Below are 16,823 nucleotides of genomic sequence, written 5' to 3'. Positions count from 1 at the left end.
ACCGACCCCCTTCGTCTGCCGGCTCAGTGGTCGGAGCCGATGCCCTCCTTGGCGTCCTTGTTGGACTTCCAGAGGCTGGCGACCGTCGTGACACCGAGGATGAGGACGATGGCGCCGAGGGAGAAGAGCGTGGAGATCTCCGGGACGCTCACGTGCTCGCCGCCGTTGATGAAGGGCAGCGTGTTCTCGTGGAGCGCGTGGAGGATGAGCTTGACGCCGATGAAGGCGAGCAGGACCGACAGGCCCAGGCTCATGTAGACGAGCTTCTTCAGCAGACCACCGATGAGGAAGTACAGCTGGCGCAGACCCATGAGCGCGAAGAGGTTCGCCGTGAGGACGATGTACGGCTCCTTGGTGAGGCCGTAGATCGCCGGGATCGAGTCCAGGGCGAAGAGCAGGTCGGTCATGCCGAGGGCGATGACGACGATGAAGAGAGGAGTCGCGACGCGCTTGCCGTTCTCCTTGGTGAAGAGCTTGGGGGCCCACTCGGTCGTGCTCGGCACGGTCCGCTGGAACCACTTGATGACCGCGTTGGGCTCCCACTCGTCCTCCTCGTCGTGGCTCTCCGTGGCGAGGTTGAACGCGGTGTAGATGAGGAAGGCGCCGAAGATGTAGAAGACCCAGGCGAACTGGTTGATCGCGGCGGCGCCGACGAAGATGAAGATCGTCCGCAGGACGATCGCGATGATGATGCCCCACAGGAGCGCGGTCTGCTGGAACCGGGCCGGCACGCCGAACTTCGCCATGATGATGATGAAGATGAAGAGGTTGTCGACCGAGAGCGAGTACTCGGTCAACCACCCGGCGAAGAACTCGGTCCCGCGGTCACCCCCTTCCATCAACCACAGGCCGATGCCGAAGAGCACTGCCGCCGAGACGTAGATGCTGAGGATCGTCGCGACCTCGCGCGTGGAGGGGACGTGCGGGTTGCGGGCCACCCAGATGACGTCGAAGAGCAGCACCGCGGCGGCGACACCGAGCGTGAGGAGCCACGCCCAGGTCGGCACGTCCATGGTGCCGCCGCTCATGATCGACGGCTGGAGCGATGAGATGGTGGACAACGAGAACCTTCCGGACAGGGAACACAACGTCCGGAGGTCTCTCCCACCCCCGAGGGGGCCGATGACCCGGGTCGGCGGACCGACCGTGCTGACGAGCCAACGCTTGGGGGTACTCCCCTCCGCTCCCTCGAGTCTCTCACGACCCACCCCGGTCCGGCTGCAGGACTCTGCCCGGGCGCCCCCGGCTACCGGGTCGCGGCGGTCATCTGCCGCAGCTCCTTCTTCAGGTCCCCGATCTCGTCGCGCAGGCGCGCCGCGAGCTCGAAGTGCAGGTCGGTGGCCGCCTGGTGCATCTGGTCGGTGAGCTCCTGGATGAGTCGGGCCAGCTCGGTCGCCGGCAGGTCGCGGCCCCGCTCCGTGGTCTCGGTGCCCGCCTTGCCACCGCGACCCTTGCCGCGGGACTGGCTGCGACCGGAGCCGAGCAGCTCGTCGGTGTCCGCGTCCTCGCGGCGCAGCATGTCGGTGATGTCGGCGATCTTCTTGCGCAGCGGCTGGGGGTCCAGGCCGCGCTCACGGTTGTAGGCGATCTGCTTGACCCTGCGGCGGTGGGTCTCGTCGAGGGCCTCCTGCATCGAGGGGGTCACCTTGTCGGCGTACATGTGCACCTCGCCCGAGACATTGCGGGCGGCGCGACCGATCGTCTGGATGAGCGAGCGGGCGCTGCGCAGGAAGCCCTCCTTGTCGGCATCGAGGATGCTCACGAGCGAGACCTCGGGCAGGTCCAGGCCCTCCCGCAGGAGGTTGATGCCGACGAGGACGTCGAACTCGCCGAGCCGCAGCTCGCGCAGCAGCTCGACCCGTCGCAGGGTGTCGATGTCGGAGTGGAGGTAGCGCACCCGCACCCCCTTGTCGAGGAGGTAGTCGGTGAGGTCCTCGGCCATCTTCTTCGTCAGGGTCGTCACGAGGACCCGCTCGTCGCGGTCGGCGCGCTGACGGATCTCGTGCAGGAGGTCGTCGATCTGGCCCTTGGTCGGCTTCAGGACGACCTCGGGGTCGATGAGGCCGGTGGGGCGGATGACCTGCTCGACGTACCCGTCGGACTTGGCCAGCTCGTAGTCGCCGGGGGTCGCGGAGAGGTAGACCGTCTGCCCGATCCGCTCGAGGAACTCCTCCCACTTCAGCGGGCGGTTGTCCATCGCGCTCGGGAGCCGGAAGCCGTGCTCGACGAGGGTGCGCTTGCGGGAGGCGTCGCCCTCGTACATGGCCCCGATCTGGGGCACGGTCTGGTGCGACTCGTCGATGACGAGGAGGAAGTCCTCGGGGAAGTAGTCGAGCAGGCAGTTGGGCGCGGTGCCCGGCAGGCGGCCGTCGATGTGCATCGAGTAGTTCTCGATCCCGGCGCAGCTGCCGACCTGGCGCATCATCTCGATGTCGTAGGTCGTGCGCATCCGCAGACGCTGGGCCTCGAGCATCTTGCCCTGGCGCTCCATGTCCGCCAGCGTCTGCTCGAGCTCGGTCTCGATGCCCGCGATGGCCCGCTCCATGCGCTCCGGCCCGGCGACGTAGTGGGTCGCCGGGAAGATGTGCATCTGCTGCTCCTCGCGCACCACCTCACCGGTGAGCGGGTGGAGGGTGTGGACGCGCTCGATCTCGTCGCCGAAGAACTCGATGCGCACGGCCAGCTCCTCGTACACCGGGATGATCTCGACCGTGTCGCCGCGCACGCGGAAGGTGCCGCGGGTGAAGGCCAGGTCGTTGCGGGTGTACTGCATCGTGACGAACTTGCGCAGCAGCTCGTCCCGGTCGATCTGGGTGCCGACCTCGAGCGTGACCATCCGGTCGACGTACTCCTGCGGCGTACCGAGGCCGTAGATGCACGAGACCGAGGCGACGACGATGACGTCCCGGCGGGTCAGCAGGCTGTTGGTCGCGCTGTGGCGCAGACGTTCGACCTCCTCGTTGACCGAGGAGTCCTTCTCGATGTACGTGTCCGTCTGGGGCACGTAGGCCTCGGGCTGGAAGTAGTCGTAGTAGCTGACGAAGTACTCGACGGCGTTGTTGGGCAGCAGCTCGCGGAACTCGTTGGCCAGCTGCGCGGCGAGCGTCTTGTTGGGCGCCATGACGAGGGTCGGGCGCTGGACCTCCTCGATGAGCCAGGCGGTCGTCGCCGACTTGCCGGTGCCGGTGGCGCCGAGGAGGACGATGTCCTGCTCACCGGCCCGCACGCGCGTCGCGAGGTCGGCGATCGCGGTCGGCTGGTCACCGGCCGGCTCGAACTCCGAGATGACCTCGAAGGGAGCCACCGTACGTTGCAGATCGGTCACCGGGCGCATGACCACCACGGTATGTCACCCCACCGACAACCCTCAGAAGTCGACCGGGTGCTCGGGCAGGTCCGCCCGGGAGTGGCCGCTGCGGATGACCTTCCAGTGGCCACCCGGACCGCGACGCAGGGTCCACCGCCCGAGGCGCGCGATGGGCGCCAGCGCCATCACCATGCCGCGGACCGCGTCCTGCGCCTCGTCGTCCTCGGCGGCGTCGTGCCCTCCCGTCACGAGGAAGCGCAGGTGGATCTGGGGCTGCCCCCGCACGATCTCGACGGACCGGTCCTCGACGCGGTGCCCGAGCGCGAGCAGCTCCTCGGCACGCGGCAGGAGGCTCTGCGGCGGCACGCCCGGCGAGACTCCGTGCACGTCGACGGCGACGCGGTAGGACGGCACTCAGGCCCCCCGGGCCCCGGGCGACCACCCGGTCTCGCGGGCCCAGGCCTCGACCCGCCCGTGGGCGGCGGCGAACCACGGCTCCTTGGCGGCGGCGTACTCCCTGCGGGTCAGCCCCTCGGCCGCGAGGCGTTCCTTCTCCGCGCGGTAGTCCGCGCGCGCGGAGGGGTCCTCCCGCAACCAGTCGCGGAAGAGCAGCGCCCAGCGCCACCCCGACGAGCCCACCTCGCGCACGTGTACGTGGATCGGCACGGCCGGGTCGCTCCCCAGGTGGTACCGCTTCGGCCAGGTGGCGGAGTCCCGCGAGGTGTCCAGCGGGGTGTCCTGGACGACGCCCTCGATCCGGGGCCACCCCCCTTCGACCGTCGCCGCGAGGAAGGCGGCGGAGTCCGCGACGTCGAGCGAGGCCACCCCGACCTGCAGGTCGATGATCGGCTTGGCGTGCATCGGGACGGCCGTGGACCCGATGTGGTCGAGCGTCACCGCGAGGTCGCCGAGCCGGTGCCGCAGACGAGCGATCTCGCGCGCGGCCCGCCCCGCCCACGCCGGGTCGGGCTCCACGAGGACGAGCTCCTGCGGCGCGCGCACCGGGGTGAGCTCGGCGAGGTTGTCGGCGAAGGGGGCCAGCCGCGCCTCCCACAGCCGGTCCACCGCGGCGGCGAGCTCCTCCGGGGACCCGTTGTTGTCGAGGAGGACGTCGGCGACCGCGCGCCGCTCCTCGTCGGTGGCCTGGGCGGCGATCCGCGAACGGGCCTCGTCCTCGGGCATGCCCCGCGACCCGACGAGCCGCTGCACACGCACCTCCTCGTCGGTGTCGACCACGAGGACGAGGTGGTACTCCCCCGCCATCCCCTTCTCGACGAGCAGCGGCATGTCGTGCACGCCGATCGCCGTCCCGGCCGCCTCGGCGGCCGCGAAGCGCTCCGCGGTGCGCGCCCAGATCGCGGGGTGGGTGATGCCCTCGAGCGCGGCGAGGGCCTGCGGGTCACCGAAGACGACCCGCCCGAGCGCCGGACGGTCGAGCGACCCCTCCACGTCGAAGACGCCGTCACCGAAGCGTTCCCGGACCCGCTCCAGCGCCGCCTCCCCGGGCTCGACGACCTCGCGGGCGATCCGGTCCGCGTCGACGACCACCGCACCGAGCTCGGCGAGCCGGGAGGAGACCGTCGACTTCCCGGAGCCGATCCCACCTGTGAGTCCGATGCGCAGCATGGGCCCGATCCTAGGCAAGACGAAGGGGGGCGCCGCACCGGATCGGTGCGATGCCCCCCTTCGTCGTCAGGAAGCGACCCGGGTCAGTTGCCCGTGAGCTTCTCGCGGAGCGCGGCCAGGGCCTCGTCCGAGGCGAGCGTGCCCTCGGACGTCGGCGCCGGGGCACCAGCGCTCGGCGCGCCCGAGCTGCTGCTGCTGCTGTCCGAGCTGTACGAGGTGGTGCTGACGGAGTCGGCACCGCCCTCGGCAGCGGCGGCGTCGTCCGCAGCGGCCTTCTCCATCTGGGCGCGGTGGGCCTCCCAGCGGGCGTGGGCGTCGGCGTACTGCTTCTCCCATGCCTCGCGCTGGGTGTCGTAGCCCTCGAGCCACTCGTTGGTCTCAGCGTCGAAGCCCTCGGGGTACTTGTAGTTGCCCTGCTCGTCGTACTCCGCGGCCATGCCGTAGAGGGTCGGGTCGAACTCGGTGAGGTTGGCGCCGTCCTCGTTGGCCTGCTTGAGGCTCAGCGAGATGCGGCGACGCTCCAGGTCGATGTCGATGACCTTGACGAAGATCTCCTGGCCGACGTTGACGACCTGCTCCGGCAGCTCCACGTGGCGCTCGGCCAGCTCGGAGATGTGGACCAGGCCCTCGATGCCGTCCTCGACGCGCACGAAGGCACCGAAGGGGACGAGCTTGGTGACCTTGCCCGGGACGACCTGACCGATCGCGTGGGTCCGGGCGAAGTGCTGCCACGGGTCCTCCTGCGTCGCCTTGAGCGACAGGGAGACGCGCTCGCGGTCCATGTCGACGTCCAGGACCTCGACCGTGACCTCGTCGCCGACCTCGACGACCTCGGAGGGGTGGTCGATGTGCTTCCAGGACAGCTCGGAGACGTGGACGAGACCGTCGACGCCACCCAGGTCCACGAACGCACCGAAGTTGACGATCGAGGAGACGACGCCGGAGCGGACCTGCCCCTTCTGGAGCTCTTTGAGGAAGGTCGTGCGGACCTCGGACTGGGTCTGCTCGAGCCAGGCACGGCGGGACAGGACCACGTTGTTGCGGTTCTTGTCCAGCTCGATGATCTTGGCCTCGATCTCCTTGCCGACGTACGGCTGGAGGTCGCGGACGCGACGCATCTCCACGAGGGAGGCGGGGAGGAAGCCGCGCAGGCCGATGTCGAGGATGAGACCACCCTTGACGACCTCGATGACGGTGCCGGTGACGACGCCGTCCTCTTCCTTGATCTTCTCGATGGTGCCCCAGGCGCGCTCGTACTGCGCGCGCTTCTTGGACAGGATGAGTCGGCCTTCCTTGTCCTCCTTCTGGAGGACGAGGGCCTCGACGAGGTCGCCGACGGCGACGATCTCCGAGGGGTCGACGTCGTGCTTGATGGACAGCTCGCGCGAGGGGATGACACCCTCGGTCTTGTAGCCGATGTCGAGAAGCACCTCGTCGCGGTCGACCTTGACGATGTGGCCCTCGACGATGTCGCCATCGTTGAAGTCCTTGATCGTGGCGTCGATGGCGGCGAGAAGATCTTCCTCAGAGCCGATGTCGTTGATGGCGATCTGAGGGGCGGTCGTGTCGACCGTGCTGGCAGTCATGTAGTAGGAACTCCGATTGTGGACAGTTGATCGTATGGAACGGGTGCGGTGCAGGCATCGCACCCGGGTGCCCTGGTGGACACAGCTGGGCACACAAGAGTGCCCTCCCATCGTAGTGCTCAGGCACGAGGGGGGCAAAACCCCTGCGTCGGCTAGCGTCCACCCCATGGACGAGGGCCCCGACGAGCACCCGGACGCCGTCAGCCGGCGCGAGAGCGACCAGGGCGAGACGGTCCGCGCCAACCGTGGGTGGTGGGACCGCGAGGCCACGGACTACCTCGCCGAGCACGGCGGCTTCCTCGGTGACGCCGACCTGGTCTGGGGCCCCGAGGGCTGGACCGAGGAGGACCTGCGCGTCCTCGGACCGCGCGACCAGCTCGCCGGCCGGCGGGTCCTCGAGTTCGGCGGGGGCGCCGCCCAGGGGGCGCGCTGGTGCGCCGCGCAGGGCGCGCACGTCGTCTCCACCGACCTGTCCGCCGGCATGCTGGCCACCGCCCGCCTGCTCGACGCCCGGCACGACGGCCCCGCTCCCCTCCTCGCCCAGGCGGACGCGAGCCGGCTCCCCTTCGCCGACGCGAGCTTCGACATCGTCTTCTCCGCGTACGGGGCCACCCCCTTCGTCGCGGACTCCGCCGGGCTCATGCGCGAGCTCGCGCGCGTGCTGCGACCGGGCGGCACGCTCGCCTTCTCCACCTCGCACCCGATCCGGTGGGCCTTCCCCGATGTGCCGGGACCGGAGGGCCTGACCGCGACCGGGACGTACTTCGACGAGACCCCGTACGTCGAGACCACCGCCGGACGGGCCAGCTACGTCGAGCACCACCGCACGCTGGGGCACCGCATCGCCGAGCTCGTCGAGGCGGGTCTCCTCCTGCGCGCGCTCCTCGAGCCCGAGTGGCCACCGGACAACACCGAGACCTGGGGCGGCTGGTCGCCGCTGCGCGGCGAGCGCCTGCCCGGGACCGCGATCTTCGTCGCCACGACGTGAGCCCGGTCGCCCGCCGGGGTGGCGGAGGACCGGGCTCACTGCGCAGCGCGGCCTCAGCCGCCGTGCAGGTCGCTGCGCCGCGTCGTCGGGGCGTCGGGGTCGGCCATGCCGAAGACCGGGTCCGGCCGGTCGTCCACGTAGGCCGGCTGCGCGTCCAGGTGGTGGCGTCGCCCGATGAGCACCGACAGCAGCACACCGGTCAGCAGGAGCAGGACACCGAGGATCGTGAGGACCAGCGGCAGGGTCGAATGGACCATCTTGAGCAGGCTCGAGGCACTCTTGTACTCCTCGACGTTCTTGTCGACGGTCTCCTTGGTGAAGCGCGACTCGGTCTCGAGCGCCTTGAGCGACTCGCCCTCGTAGCGGAACTCCTGGTTCTGCAGCTCCAGGCGGTCGAGGACGACGCCCGTCACCGGGTCGACCCAGAAGGTGCGCTGGTTGCTGTAGAAGCGCTCGGCCTCGACGGCACCGTTCTCCTTCGCCTTCGGGAAGAGGCTGCCCGGCAGCTCACGGGTGCCGGTCTTGGTCTCCGGGACCTCCATCGTGAACCGGTAGACGTTCATGCCCTGCAGGTCCTCCTCGCCCTCGTACTTCACGGGGAAGGACTGGCCGGCCGAGCTGTCCCACCACCGGTAGGTGTCGACGGGCTTGGTGTCGAAGGGGAACTTGACCAGCAGACCGTCGCGCTTGACCTCCTGGCCGTCGCGGGCCTCGCCGCAGCAGTTGACGGCCTCACCGGTGTGACGGTCGAAGACGTAGACCTCGGTGGATCCGTCCATCGGCATGTTGTCGCCGTTGTTGTCGCTCACCTGGCCGCTGTTCCAGATCGCCAGGTCGCGGCCGGAGTCCTCGGATGCCTGCTCGGACGCCTCCGGGTCACCGATGATGCGGCTCGTGGTGGTCAGCTCGCCCGAGCCCGGCTTGACGTTGTCGGCGTCGAAGAAGGAGGCGTTGGGGTCCTGCACCACCTGCGTCGTGTTCTGGTCCAGGGGGACGACCGCGAGCTTGGGGTAGGCATAGAACCGCAAGAGCAGCCCCATGGTGAGGATGAAGGCGCCGACGCCCATGATGATCGCCGGCAGCAAGAACTTGCGCACGAAAAGCCTCCTTGGCCCTGAAGAACTTACCGGACGGTAGCACCATTCGGCACACCGCGCCCGGCTGGACGACAGCGTAGGGGACGTGACCTCGGACTCGCCCGATCCGCGGCCTGCGCGAGGCCCCTCATGTCGCGAGGATCCTGGCCACGACGGCCCCGGCGTCGGGTCCCGGAGGGCCGACCCGCTCCGCCCGCATCCCGAGCCCGATGGCTGGCTCGAGGTCGCTCGGCATGTCCCCGACCACGACGCACCGGGCGGGGTCCGCCCACGGTGCCCGGCGCAGTGCCTCGACGAGGAGACCGTCCAGCGGCTTGCGGCAGCGGCAGGCCCCCCGCTCGTGGGGGCACACCGCGATCGCGTCGATGCGTCCACCGTCGGCCGCGAGCAGCTCCCGCAGGCGGGCGTGGACCGCCAGCAGGTCCGTCCGGTCCATGAGGCCCCGGGCGATGCCCCGCTGGTTGGTGACGACGACCGTGCGGCAGCCCGCGGCCGTGAGCGCCGCGACCGCCTCGGACGCCCCGGGCAGGAGCTGGAGCTCGTCCGGCCGGGTGACGTAGCCGTCGGGCACCCGGACGTTGAGCGTCCCGTCCCGGTCGAGCAGGACGAGGTCGAAGGGGGTCCCCTCGCCGGTCGCGGTCAGCGTCCCGGGGCCGAACCACCAGGGCGCCGCGGTCAGGGGTGGTCCTGCAGGGCGTGGTCGACGGCCTCGCACCAGGCGTGGGCCCAGAGCATGTGGACCTCCTGGATGCGCGGCGTCTCCCCGGAGGGCACGACGAGCAGGTGGTCGGCGAGGTGGTCCTGGCCGGCTCCCTTCGCACCCGTCATGAGGATCGTGGTGAGCCCGCGCGCGCGGGCCTCGCCGAGCGCCGCGACGACGTTGGGGCTCGTGCCGGACGTCGACATCGCGAGCAGGACGTCCCCGGGTCGCCCGAAGGCCCGGACACCGCGGAGGAAGACCTGGTCGAAGCCGTAGTCGTTGCCGATCGCGGTGAGCGACGAGTGCGACTCGGCGAGGCTGATCGCCGGGAGCGGGTGCCGGTCGCGGACGCACTTGCCGAGGAACTCGGCGGCGACGTGGCTGGCGATCGCCGCCGAGCCGCCGTTGCCGGCGACGAGCAGGGTCCGCCCGGCGAGCAGGGCGTCCAGGACCGCCCGGCCCGCGGCGTCCACCGCGGACCGCAGCCCCGGCTCGGCCACCTGGTCGGCGAGCCGGGCCCAGGCGGCGATGCCCGCGTCCAGCTGCTGCGTCACGAGGGCGTGCCGCTCCTCGGTCGATGTCATGGCTGGCCCTTCCAGGTCGTCACGCCGTGCTTGGTGAAGGTGAACTCGGAGACGGTGAGGCCGAGTCGGATGAGCTCGTCGGCCACGAGGTGGCGCCGCTCGAACTCGCAGATGAAGATCAGGTGACCGCCGCCGCCGGCGCCGGTCACCTTGCCACCGAGGGCGCCCGTCGCGAGGGCCGCCTCGACCGCGTCCTGGATGAGCGGCGTCGAGATGCGCGAGGACATCCGCTGCTTCTCCTGCCAGGCGATCCCGAGGAGCCGACCGATCTCGTCGACGTCCCCCCGCAGGAGGGCCACGCGCATCGCGTCGGCGAGGTCGCGCTGCGCCCGCAGGCCGGCGACCGCCTCCTCGTTGCCCGTCTCGTAGCGGGAGACCTGGTCCTCGATGATGTGGTCGCTCACCCGCGTGCGTCCGGTGTAGGCGAGCAGCATGTTGTGCTCGAGCTCGTGCACGGTGTCGGGGCGCACCCGCAGGGGGTTGACGACGACCTCGCCGTCGCGACGGAACTCCATGTAGTTGAACCCGCCGAAGGCGGCCGCGTACTGGTCCTGGTAGCCGCCGGGGATGTGCAGGTCGTCCCGCTCGAGCCGGTAGGCCAGCCGGGCGATCTCGTGCGGGCCGAGGTCGAGCCCGCAGTGCCGGGCCACCAGGTCGATGACCGCGACCATGACGGCGCTCGAGCTGCCGAGCCCGGAGCCGGGCGGCGCGTTGGTGTGCAGGAAGAGGTCGAAGCCCTCGGACCGGATCGCCCCGTCGAGGGTCATGATCTGCACGATCGCCGCCCTGGGCAGGTCGAGCTCCCCGTCGAGGACGAAGGGGGTGCCGACGTCGTAGCCGATCGAGGTCCCGTAGTCGTGGGACTCGACGGTGATGTGACCGTCCGTGCGCGGCCGCAGGGTGGCCCAGGCGTAGCTGCCGATGGTCGCGCTGAGCACCGCGCCGCCCTCGCGCTGCGGGAAGGGGGCGACGTCCGTGCCACCGCCGGCGAAGCTGACCCGCAGGGGCGCGCGGGCACGCAGGACCGGACGCGACGTCATGGGTGGCCTCTCGATACGACGGTGAGCGATGATGACGGAATGGTAAGTGACCCGCAGGTAGGACGGGTGGCGGATGTGGCGGGTCGCATGCTCGGGCTCGACCTGCTGCGTGCCGTGGCGGCCTGGCTCGTCCTGCTCTCGCACGTGGCCTTCTGGACCGGGGCCGGCGCCTCCGGGGTCGTGGGCGGGCTCGCGGTCCGGGGCGAGCTCGGCGTCGCGATCTTCTTCGCCCTCTCCGCCTTCCTGCTGTCCTCCCCCTTCGTGCGTCGTGCCCTCGGTGGCACCGCGGACTGGTCGACCAGGCGCTACCTCGTGCGGCGTGCGGCACGCATCCTGCCCGCCTACCTCCTCGCGCTCGCGGCGGTCGTCGCCGTCGCCGCTCGCCTCGGCGGTGCCGCGGCGAGCGTGCTCGACGTGCCGACCGTGCTCGTCCACCTCGTCATCGGCCAGGGCTGGACGGGGCGCACCTTCCAGTCCTTCACCCAGACGTGGAGCCTCACGACCGAGGTGACCTTCTACCTGCTCCTGCCGCTCGTCGCGTGGCTCCTCGCCCCGCTCGTGCGCGGCGCCTCCCCCACCGCCGCGACCCGTCGCCTGCTGTGGCTCTGCCTCCTCGTCGGGGTGCTCGGCCTCGGCACCCAGACCTTCGCGGCGCTGCTCGAGGGGACCCCGGGCGGGGTGCTCGCCACGAGCGCGGCCGGGCACGCCGCGTGGTTCGCGCTCGGCGTGGCCGTGCGCGTGCTCGTCGAGGCGGAGCGGGTGGACGCCTTGCCGGCCCGTCCGTGGCTCGAGGTCCTGCGCACGAGCCCGGGGACCCTCGTCGTCCTCGCCGCCGTCCTGTGGCTGCTCGCCTCGACCCCGGTCGCCGGCCCGCGCGGCATCGAGTCCTCGTCGCCACCGGAGGCGCTCGCCGCCGAGGTGCTCTACGGGCTCGTCGCGGGGTGCCTGCTCCTCGCGGCGACGACGCGCGGCCTGTCCTCGACCCTCGCCGACTCCCCCGTCGCCGGCGCCCTGCGGTGGCTCGGCGACATCTCGTACGGGGTCTTCCTGTGGCACGTGCTCGTGCTGCAGGTCGCCTTCGCGGCCCTCGACCTGCGGCTCTTCGCTGCGCCCTTCGCGCTGACGCTCGCCCTCGTGACGCTCGTCAGCGTGGGTCTGGCGCACCTGTCGTGGATGCTGCTGGAGCGTCCGGTGCTGGCACTGGCCCACCGTCGGCCCGCGGACGCACCAGAGCCGCTGCCAGCACCCCGAGGCTGAGCGCGCCGAGCACCTGGGAGACCATCGCGCCGGCCGACTGGCGCTCGGCGACCCCGAGCACCGCCAGCGCGACCCCCGCGGCCCCGAGGACGAGCACGACCGCGGCCGCCCGCCGCCGCACCGGCACGAGCGCGCCCACCGCACCCGCGAGCAGCCCGGCCCAGCCCGCGACGAGCAGGCCGACGAGTGCCGCGAGCAGGACGCCCACGACGAAGGGGGCCACTCCCCCGGCGGGGACGTCCGTCGGCTCAGGGCCGGCCGGCTCCACGACCCGGTCGTCGACGGCCGACGAGCGCGCAGGACGGCGCGCCGGGACCAGCTCGACGAGCCCCCACAGGAGCAGGAGCCCCGCGAGGACGGCCCCGACGAGCAGGGCGAGCCGGTGCTGCCCGTTGGGCACGAAGTCGATCGTGATCCGCTCGCTCGCTCCCCCGGGCACCACGAACCCCTGGCGCCACCCGTCCACGGTGACCGGCTCGAGCCGCATGCCCTCCTCGTCGACGGCCCGCCAGCCCGCGTTGGCCCCCTGCGACAGGGCCAGGACCGAGGGCCCACCGGCCCCGACGTCCGCGAGCCACCGGCCGGTGTGCTCGCGCTGCGTCGTCACCGTGCGGGTCGGCGCCACCTCGGACCGCACCCAGCCGACGGGCACGAGGGCGACCGACTCGGGGACCAGACCCGGGACGCCGGCCGCCGTCACCGTGCCGCCACCGGCGGGCAGGTCGCCGCAGGCCGTCGCGGCGACCGGTCGGCCGCCGACGAGGTCGGCGCGCGGTGCGGTGAGGGACAGACCGATGCGGCCCTCGTCCCGGCCGACGGCACCTGCGGCGCTGCAGCCCAGCGTCACGGTCGTCGGCGGGGCGCCCGCCTCGGGCAGGGTGACCTCCGGCCCGGACCATGCGGCCCGGCCGGGGGGCCGGGTGAAGACGAGGGAGACCTGGCGTGTCTCCTGCGCCGGGATCCGCAGCTCGGTGCCCGCGGGCAGCACGTGGCGCTGCGTGTCGGTCGCGACGGTCACCGAGCCCACGGACCGGTCGAGCCTGATGGTGCCGACCCGCCGCTCCCGGCCGAGGTCGATCCGCAGCGTGGGCCGCGCGGCACCGACCGCGGGCCGCCACCGTGTCGTGGGGTCGCCGTCGAGGGCGGCGACCGGCCAGTCGGCCAGCCCGGACGCGGCGGGGTCGGTGTCGGGTGCGGTGCTGCCGGTGAGGCTCCACGGTGCGGTCACGAGGTCCTGCGCGGCCTCCCCCGGGCGCACCCGCACGGACGCCTCCACCCGGGTCGTCGGCAGGTGGCCCACCCGACGGACGAGGTCGCCGGGGTCCTCGCCCGCCCCGACGTCGACGCCGCCGCGCGGGTCGCGCGTCAGCAGGGCCGGGCCCCGGCCCGGCGGCAGGGCCAGCCCCGTCCCGAGACGGGGGCCGTCCTCGAGCTGCACCTCGCGCACGCCGACCGGCGCCCCGCGGCGCGTCGGGTCCCCGCCCGCACGCTCGAGGTCGACGGTGACCTCGGTGCGCCCGCGACCGTCGAGGGGGACGCGCCAGGTCTTGGTCCCCTCGAGCAGCTCGCCGTCGCTGCCGGCGACGCGGACGCCCGACAGCGGGGCGAGGGTGCCGCCCCACGCCTCGTGGACGAGCACTGCCGTCGGCCGGTGGGTGTCGGGGAGGCGCAGCGTGAAGGACTGCCTGCCCAGCCCGTCGCCGCTCACCCAGGCGGTCGTGGGGTCGCCGTCGACCATGGCCGCCGGGCCGGTCCCCGCGCCCCCGGGGTCTCGGGCGAAGGGGTCGGCAGCGGTCGAGCTCACGGCGAGCCCGGAGAGCCCGCGCCAGAACCTGGTGGTGCGGGCGAGCGCCGAGCCGCCCGGGTCCAGGTCCTTGGTGCCGACGATCTCGGGCCAGAGGTTGGTGGCGGGGAGGGTGGGGCTGCGGCCGTCCGACGGCGGTCGCCCGGAGTTGAGCGCCTGCCACCGCAGCGTGTCGGTGCGCACGTCGGCGTCCTCACCGCGGGCGGTCGTGGTGAGGGCGTCGGGGTCGACCAGCCCCGAGGCGAGCAGCGCGAACCAGCCCTCGGGCGCGGCGGCGACGGGGACCACCCCGTCCCGGGGCACGACGACCATGGGCTCGGCCGGGGCGTCCAGCCGCCAGATGCTCACCCGGTCCTGGCCGTCGCCCTCGGCCCAGACCCGGGTGATGCCGGGGGTGGCCTGCAGGGTGTCCGCCACCCGCCGGGGGTCCATCGCGCCGACGGCCTGCTGCAGGCCGCCGCGGACGACGACGCGGGAGACGCCGAGCCGCCGCAGCCCGGGGACGATCTCCGGTCGGCTGCGCCCCGTCGCGGTCATCTCGTCGAGGTGGTCGAGGATCCTCGTGGCACCGGGGTGCCCGAGCGGCGCGGCGGCCCGGGTGAGCACCGGTGAGGCCGCGAGCGCCCCGAGGGGCTCGTCGGTGACGCGTCCCCACGTGAAGTCCGCGGTGCGCGCCCCGGGGAGCACCAGCGTCGTCCCGCCGTCGCGGGACGCGAGCTCGTCGACCTCCCGGGCCGCCTCGGTCCACGTCCCCGGCAGGTCCTCCGGCGCCCAGGCATCACCGACGCGACCGACCCACAGCGGGGCGAGCGAGCCGACGAGCGCGAGCACGGTCGCGACGACGACGGCCTGCCGCACCACGGGACCGGCGCCGCCCTCCACGCGGGTGGCCCAGTGGGCGAGCAGGCCCACGCCGAGGGCGACCGGCAGCCGGATGAGCAGGTCGGCCTTGTGGACGTTGCGGAAGGGGGCGAGCGGCCCGTCGAGCAGGTCCTGCACGACGGGCGCGAGCGGCCCGGAGGCCGAGCCGGAGCGCCCGGTCGTCATCGCGAGCACGCCGAGCAGCACCAGGACGAGCGCCCAGCGCGTCAGGTGCGCCGCGGGCCGCCCGGACGAAGGGGGCGGGTCGCCCCCTTCGCCCCGGTCCCGGTGACGTACGAGACCGGCGAGGCCGAGCCCCGCGAGCAGGGTCGTCGCGAGGATCGCCGAGAAGGACTGGGCGAGGACCCACCCGCTCTGCCACGTCGGCTGGTCGCTGCCGGTGAGGATGTAGGCGATCCAGTGGTTGGCGCCCCGGAGCACGTTCGTGACGGACGCGACCGCCGTCGTCGTCGACGCCAGCTCGATGTGGTCGAGGAAGGGGTAGGAGTAGCGGCCGAGGACGAGCAGCGGACCCAGCCACCAGGCCGCCCCGGCGACCGCACCGAGGAGCCACCACGCGAGGGCCCGCCAACGGTGCCGGCCCGCCGGCGCGAGGAGCAGCCAGGCGGCCGCGGGGACGAGGGCCACGAGCGAGACGGTCGCGTTGACCCCACCCAGGGAGGCCGTGAGGAGGCCGGTGAGCACCGCCGTCCGCCGCCGGTCCGCGGCGACCGCGCCGGGGGCGACGGCGCGCGCGGCGACGAGGACGAGCCAGGGTGCGAGGGCCTGCGGCCACACCTCGACGGAGATCTCCGAGAGCACGGTGAGCACCCGCGGTGACAGCGTGAAGACCCCGCCGACGAGCAGCGCCGGGACCGGTGCCAGGCCGCCGACCCGTCGGGCCAGACGCTCGGCCCCGACGAAGGTCACGACGAGAAGGAGCGTCCACCACAGCCGCTGCACCGCCCACGCCGGCGCGCCCACCGCGTCGCCCACGAGGAAGAAGGTCCCCATCGGCCAGAGGTAGCCGTAGGCCTGGTTCTGCAGCTCGCCGATGCCGGTGTGGTCGTTCCACGCCCACAGCGCCCGGCCGAGGTAGCGCGCGGGTGACAGGACGAGGTCGGTCTTGGTGTCCGGCTGGATCGTGCCGGGCGCGACGAGCCAGGGGAGGACCGCGACGAGCAGGGTCGCGGAGAGTCGCTGGAGGCGCTCGCGCAGGAGGTCGACCCGGCCGTCAGCGGTCATCGGCGACGCAGGACGAGCAGGAGGTTCCACGTCACGACCTCGCGCAGGCCGGGGACGCGCAGCACGGCCCGCGCCGCGTCCGGCAGGTAGCGGGGCCGGGCGACGAGGACGTCGGCGTCGGCCCGGCGCGCCCAGTCCAGGCCCTGCCGCACGCTCACGCGGTGCAGGGTCTCGCCGACGCGGTTCTTGGGCGGGTGGCCGTGGCGACGCTCGTACCGCCGGACCGCGCGGTCGCCGCCGAGCCAGTGCCACGGTGAGGTCTCGTGCCCGCCCCACGGCGAGAGCCAGTTGGTGTACGAGAGGAGGACGAGCCCGCCCGGCCGGGTGACACGCAGCATCTCGTCGGCGACGGCCTCGGGGTCCGGCACGTGCTCCCACATGTTGCTCGAGAAGACGACGTCGACGCTCCCGTCCGCGAGCGGCAGTCGCAGGGCGTCGCCGACGACCCCGCCGTCCCGCACCGACGGGACCGACGGATCGTGGTCGAGCGGCACGTAGCGCGCGCCCTCCGCGCGGAAGGCACGGGCGAACTCGCTCGGGCCGGCGCCCACGTCGAGCACGGTCCGGCCGTCGAGGGGCGTGTGCTCGCGCACCAGCCCGATGGAGTCGCGCGCCAGCTCCGAGTAGAAGCGCTCCGGCTCGGTCTGCTCGACGAGGAAGGCCGAGAAGAGGCGCACCGACCGGCGCACCCCGCGACGCATGGGCTGGGAGGTCATCGGCACGACACC

13 protein-coding genes are annotated in these 16,823 nt (G+C 72.6%); 2 read left to right on the top strand and 11 right to left on the bottom strand.

Annotated features, from left to right (window positions below):
• Nucleotides 1-23: 23 nt before the first annotated feature.
• From JT1_RS04535 to rpsA, 5 genes are all read right to left on the bottom strand, one after another.
• Complete coding sequence (locus JT1_RS04535; RefSeq protein ID WP_068323746.1) at nt 24-1,013, bottom strand: TerC family protein; 990 nt, start codon at nt 1,011-1,013, stop codon at nt 24-26.
• A 233-nt stretch (nt 1,014-1,246) separates the two neighbouring features.
• Nucleotides 1,247-3,334, bottom strand: a complete 2,088-nt coding sequence (gene uvrB / locus JT1_RS04530; protein WP_068323934.1) for an excinuclease ABC subunit UvrB — start codon at nt 3,332-3,334, stop codon at nt 1,247-1,249.
• A gap of 33 nt (nt 3,335-3,367) precedes the next feature.
• Complete coding sequence (locus tag JT1_RS04525) at nt 3,368-3,721, bottom strand: hypothetical protein (RefSeq protein ID WP_068323745.1); 354 nt, start codon at nt 3,719-3,721, stop codon at nt 3,368-3,370.
• Complete coding sequence (coaE, locus tag JT1_RS04520; protein ID WP_068323744.1) at nt 3,722-4,933, bottom strand: dephospho-CoA kinase; 1,212 nt, start codon at nt 4,931-4,933, stop codon at nt 3,722-3,724. It abuts the gene before it with no gap.
• An 83-nt stretch (nt 4,934-5,016) separates the two neighbouring features.
• Complete coding sequence (gene rpsA, locus JT1_RS04515; protein WP_068323743.1) at nt 5,017-6,519, bottom strand: 30S ribosomal protein S1; 1,503 nt, start codon at nt 6,517-6,519, stop codon at nt 5,017-5,019.
• Nucleotides 6,520-6,685: 166 nt separating this feature from the next.
• On the opposite strand from rpsA, the gene JT1_RS04510 reads away from it, so the two are divergent.
• Complete coding sequence (locus JT1_RS04510; protein ID WP_068323740.1) at nt 6,686-7,507, top strand: class I SAM-dependent methyltransferase; 822 nt, start codon at nt 6,686-6,688, stop codon at nt 7,505-7,507.
• 53 nt (nt 7,508-7,560) lie between these two features.
• On the opposite strand, the gene pgfA is transcribed toward JT1_RS04510, so the two are convergent.
• The 4 genes from pgfA to JT1_RS04490 all read right to left on the bottom strand — a co-directional run bounded on the left by pgfA (nt 7,561) and on the right by JT1_RS04490 (nt 10,928).
• Nucleotides 7,561-8,604 carry a cell envelope lipid trafficking protein PgfA gene (gene pgfA, locus JT1_RS04505; RefSeq protein WP_068323737.1) on the bottom strand — a complete coding sequence of 348 codons (1,044 nt, stop codon included), beginning with the start codon at nt 8,602-8,604 and terminating at the stop codon, nt 7,561-7,563.
• A 127-nt stretch (nt 8,605-8,731) separates the two neighbouring features.
• The gene (locus JT1_RS04500) at nt 8,732-9,319 is read right to left on the bottom strand and encodes a D-glycero-alpha-D-manno-heptose-1,7-bisphosphate 7-phosphatase (RefSeq protein ID WP_068323734.1); all 588 of its coding nucleotides are present in this window, start codon (nt 9,317-9,319) and stop codon (nt 8,732-8,734) included.
• Entirely contained in the window at nt 9,280-9,888 is a 609-nt protein-coding gene (locus JT1_RS04495; protein ID WP_068323733.1) for a D-sedoheptulose-7-phosphate isomerase, read from the bottom strand. Before JT1_RS04495 ends, JT1_RS04500 begins: the two co-directional genes overlap by 40 nt.
• Nucleotides 9,885-10,928, bottom strand: a complete 1,044-nt coding sequence (locus tag JT1_RS04490; protein WP_068323931.1) for a GHMP family kinase ATP-binding protein — start codon at nt 10,926-10,928, stop codon at nt 9,885-9,887. Before JT1_RS04490 ends, JT1_RS04495 begins: the two co-directional genes overlap by 4 nt.
• Nucleotides 10,929-10,994: 66 nt before the next feature.
• Here JT1_RS04490 and JT1_RS17695 point away from each other — a divergent pair, with 66 nt between their 5' ends.
• On the top strand, nt 10,995-12,185 hold the full coding sequence (locus tag JT1_RS17695) for an acyltransferase family protein (RefSeq protein ID WP_169701847.1): 1,191 nt from the start codon (nt 10,995-10,997) through the stop codon (nt 12,183-12,185).
• Here the strand turns inward: JT1_RS17695 and JT1_RS04485 are convergent.
• Nucleotides 12,073-16,095: an alpha-(1->3)-arabinofuranosyltransferase domain-containing protein gene (locus JT1_RS04485; RefSeq protein WP_068323732.1), complete on the bottom strand. Its 4,023-nt coding sequence runs from the start codon at nt 16,093-16,095 to the stop codon at nt 12,073-12,075. The genes JT1_RS17695 and JT1_RS04485 overlap by 113 nt on opposite strands.
• Nucleotides 16,092-16,811, bottom strand: coding sequence for a class I SAM-dependent methyltransferase (locus tag JT1_RS04480; protein WP_068323928.1), 720 nt, complete (start codon nt 16,809-16,811; stop codon nt 16,092-16,094). Before JT1_RS04480 ends, JT1_RS04485 begins: the two co-directional genes overlap by 4 nt.
• Nucleotides 16,812-16,823: the final 12 nt, after the last annotated feature.

It is taken from the genome of Janibacter terrae NBRC 107853 (assembly GCF_001591405.1).
Taxonomy (GTDB): Bacteria; Actinomycetota; Actinomycetes; order Actinomycetales; family Dermatophilaceae; genus Janibacter; species Janibacter terrae.
The sequence above is the reverse complement of the archived record's forward strand: the minus strand, read 5'-3'. Positions and strand labels throughout refer to the sequence as shown.